This window comes from Aquiluna sp. (assembly GCF_965064355.1).
This window is the reverse complement of record NZ_CBCHRQ010000098.1, coordinates 1-3273: the sequence shown is the minus strand read 5'-3', so window position 1 is coordinate 3273 and position 3273 is coordinate 1. Positions and strand designations below refer to the sequence as shown.

General features: G+C 52.2%; 5 protein-coding genes. All 5 read left to right on the top strand.

The annotated features are described in order from the left end of the window. Nucleotides 1-138 precede the first annotated feature (138 nt). Nucleotides 139-489 (top strand): 50S ribosomal protein L19, encoded by a 351-nt coding sequence (gene rplS, locus AC128V_RS06920; protein ID WP_482763939.1) that lies wholly within the window; start codon nucleotides 139-141, stop codon nucleotides 487-489. Nucleotides 490-545: 56 nt separating this feature from the next. Next, on the top strand, nucleotides 546-1253 hold the full coding sequence (lepB, locus tag AC128V_RS06915) for a signal peptidase I (protein WP_482763938.1): 708 nt from the start codon (nucleotides 546-548) through the stop codon (nucleotides 1251-1253). Then, nucleotides 1237-1872: a ribonuclease HII gene (locus tag AC128V_RS06910; RefSeq protein WP_482763937.1), complete on the top strand. Its 636-nt coding sequence runs from the start codon at nucleotides 1237-1239 to the stop codon at nucleotides 1870-1872. Before lepB ends, AC128V_RS06910 begins: the two co-directional genes overlap by 17 nt. Nucleotides 1873-1891: 19 nt before the next feature. Further along, the gene (locus AC128V_RS06905; protein WP_482763936.1) at nucleotides 1892-2215 is read left to right on the top strand and encodes a DUF2469 family protein; all 324 of its coding nucleotides are present in this window, start codon (nucleotides 1892-1894) and stop codon (nucleotides 2213-2215) included. 66 nt (nucleotides 2216-2281) lie between these two features. Continuing rightward, nucleotides 2282-3273: DNA-processing protein DprA (locus tag AC128V_RS06900; RefSeq protein WP_482763935.1), on the top strand; the 992-nt coding region annotated here is incomplete at its 3' end.

Sequence of the window (3273 nt, the reverse complement as noted above, 5' to 3'; positions counted from 1 at the left end):
GCCGAATAGTTGCCATTGCCGCTTTGATGTGGCAAGATTGGGACTTGTGTCCGGCCGTCTCTGCCGCAGGGGAGCATAGGACTCAAGCAAAGTAACTACTAGCCGTTTTGACCTGCGCGCAAAAGGAAAGATAAGAAAATGCACATTCTTGACGTCGTAGACGCAGCGAATCTAAAGACCGACATCCCAGACTTCCGCGCTGGTGACAACGTAAAGGTTCACGTAAACATTGTTGAAGGTAACCGCAGCCGTGTCCAGGTTTTCCAGGGCGTTGTGATTCGTATTTCCGGTCACGGTATTCGCGAGACCTTCACCGTTCGTAAGGTTTCATTCCAGGTAGGCGTAGAGCGTACCTTCCCAGTTCACAGCCCAGTTATCGAGAAGATCGAGCTGGTCTCCCGCGGTGCTGTTCGCCGTGCGAAGCTTTACTACCTACGCGATCTTCGCGGTAAGGCTGCAAAGATTCGCGAAAAGCGCGAGAACGTTTAAGTAAACTTTCTCCTATGCAGGATTCCGGGGAACTAAGACCCCGCAACGCCACGATCATGGCTTCCATTCGCCGCTTCACCAAGCGGTCGAGGAAGAACTGGTTCGTGGCGTTGCTATTTGATTTTGTAGTCATCGTCGGCACCGCACTTGTGCTTTCTGTCGCAATCAAGGCCTTGTTGATTCGCTCGTTCTACATCCCCTCCGGATCGATGCTGGAGACCCTGCAGATCAACGACCGAATCATTGTGAATGTCATGGCTCCGGAACTTATGCCCCTCGAGCACGGTGACGTGTTGGTATTCCGCGATCCAGGTGGCTGGTTGGGAGCAATCCCGACTGAAGAAAAGCCATATCTCCAAGAGGTCTCGGACTTCGTGCTTGGAACCTTTGGAATCACTGCACCGGACTCGGATGAGCACCTTGTGAAGCGAGTTATTGGATTGCCAGGCGATGTGGTGGAAAGCCGCGAGGGCGATGATCGGGTTTGGATCAACGGCGTTGCAATTCAAGAGCCCTATCTTGCCCCCGGCTCAGTCCCATCGGAGATGGCATTCAAGGTGACTGTCCCTGAGGGTTCTTACTGGGTAATGGGCGATAACCGCCAGAACTCTACTGACTCCAGATATCACCAGGACCTGCCCTCTGGTGGTTTTGTGAGCAAGGACTATGTCGTCGGCAGAGCAATCTTGATTTCCTGGCCGGTAGCAAACTGGATCTTCCTGGAGAACTTCTCAGAGACCTTCAAAGATGTACCCAAGCCTTGACGTTGAAAAACTTCTCCTAGAGCGCTACGACACCGTAATTGGCGTTGACGAGGTTGGTCGTGGCGCACTAGCGGGACCAGTGGCGGTTGGAGCGGCTGCATTCTCCAGAACCACAGTTTTGCAGATTCCAGCCAAGCTCAGAGACAGTAAAGCAATCACCGAATCCAAGCGCGATGCAATCGCAGAACTTTCTAGGTCATGGGTGAGTCACGCGGTTGGATACAGCGCAGTTTTTGAGATCGAACAAAATGGCATCACCAGATCTTTGGCCGATGCCGCAACCGGCGCTATTGCCCAGTTGATTTCTGGCAAGACCATCGTTTTATTAGATGGCAGCCACAACTGGCTGCATGATTCGGGTCTCGATGTTGACTACCACGTGCAAGTCAAGGCCGACCGTGACTGCGCGATCGTCTCAGCGGCAGCACTTATCGCAAAGGTCGATAGAGATCAGCACATGCGAGAGCTGCACGCAGAATTCCCCGACTACGACTGGGATGGCAATAAGGGTTACGCTTCCGAGTCGCACATCAAAGCGATTCAAAATCTCGGACCGACCAGACACCACAGACTGAGCTGGCTCACCAAAATACTGGCCGATGCAAATTCACTTTTTTGAGGCATAGACTTACAGAATCATGGATGAGAACGAATTCGAAGACTACGACAGAGACGCGGAACTAGCGCTTTATCGCGAGTACCGCGACGTCGTGAAGATGTTTCGCTTTGTTGTTGAAACCGAACGCCGCTTTTACCTTGCTAACGATGTTGAACTCAAGCGAGTCGACACCGCAACAGATTTCTATTTTGAGCTGAACATGCAAGACGTTTGGGTTTGGGATATCTACCGCACCGACCGCTTTGTAAAGCAAGTCAAGGTCATGACCTTCAAAGATGTAAATGTTGAAGAGATTGGCAATCGCGAACTTGAGATTCCAAAGGAATTCGCAGTAGGCGAATAAGTCCCGCTTTTCAACAGATTCAACTGCTACAGATCTTTAAAGCCCTGGCCTTGCAAGCCTTTTGGCATGCAGTTAACCCCAGACCAAGAACGCACAATCACCTATTCAGCACTCTCTGAACCTGGAGATGCGCTGGCCTACCTAATCTTTCACTTCAACGGGCCAGAAGCGATAGATCACTTCCGCTCGGGCAAGGCAAAAAGGCTTTGGCCAGAGCAAATCCATCAACAGGCTCCCGAGTATGCGTCGAGTCTGCCGCTGCTGTTTGAGCGCTTTGCCCTCAGGCTGCCAAAGGTCCATGCCCCAACACTCATCGAGCGAGCCATCCGCTGGAATGCAAGGCCAGTTTTTCCAGATCAGCATCCAAAAATTTGGTCACAATTCTCCGACCTCGAATTACATCAGCCCTATTTGTTGTGGGTGGCCGGCTCAATGGAGGTTTTTGAGCAGGAATCCAATTCGATTGTTGGAACCCGCAACCCAACCAGCCGAGGGGTTGCAAGAACCCGAGCCCTGGTCAAGCAACTAGGGGTTGGGGTTGTTTCCGGAGGTGCAACCGGCATCGACTTTGCCGCTCATCGAGCAGCCCTGGACTACAAGTTACCCACCGCGGCCTTTATGGCTGGTGGCATAGATCGCGCTTACCCGACCCAGAATTGGCCGCTATTTCACGAGATGGTTCGTGGCGGTGGCGCTCTGGTGAGCGAGTGCGTTCCGTTTACTGCTCCCAGCAGGTTTCGGTTTCTAAATCGCAATCGATTGATTGCAGCAGCATCACAGGCGACTTTTGTGGTGGAGGCAGGATATCGATCTGGCTCGAGAAACACCGCCAACCATGCCAGAGCCTGCGGTAGAGAGGTTTTTGCAATACCTGGAGGTTGGTCAGACAAGGCGTCCCAGGGTTGTAACTCGATGATCAAAGAGGGCTTGGCCAAACCTTGGTATTTAGATAAACATCGCAACGTAGAAGCTAGTTCCAATCAAAAACGTGTCGAAGACGCCCTTCGAGAAGGTGCCAGGGATCAAGCATCGATCGCTAGCGAATCTGGCCTGGGCAT

Coding starts and splice junctions, on each gene's coding strand:
- AC128V_RS06905 (WP_482763936.1), top strand. CDS start 1,892: ATGGATGAGAACGAATTCGAAGACTACGACAGAGACGCGGAACTAGCG.
- lepB (WP_482763938.1), top strand. CDS start 546: ATGGCTTCCATTCGCCGCTTCACCAAGCGGTCGAGGAAGAACTGGTTC.
- AC128V_RS06910 (WP_482763937.1), top strand. CDS start 1,237: ATGTACCCAAGCCTTGACGTTGAAAAACTTCTCCTAGAGCGCTACGAC.
- rplS (WP_482763939.1), top strand. CDS start 139: ATGCACATTCTTGACGTCGTAGACGCAGCGAATCTAAAGACCGACATC.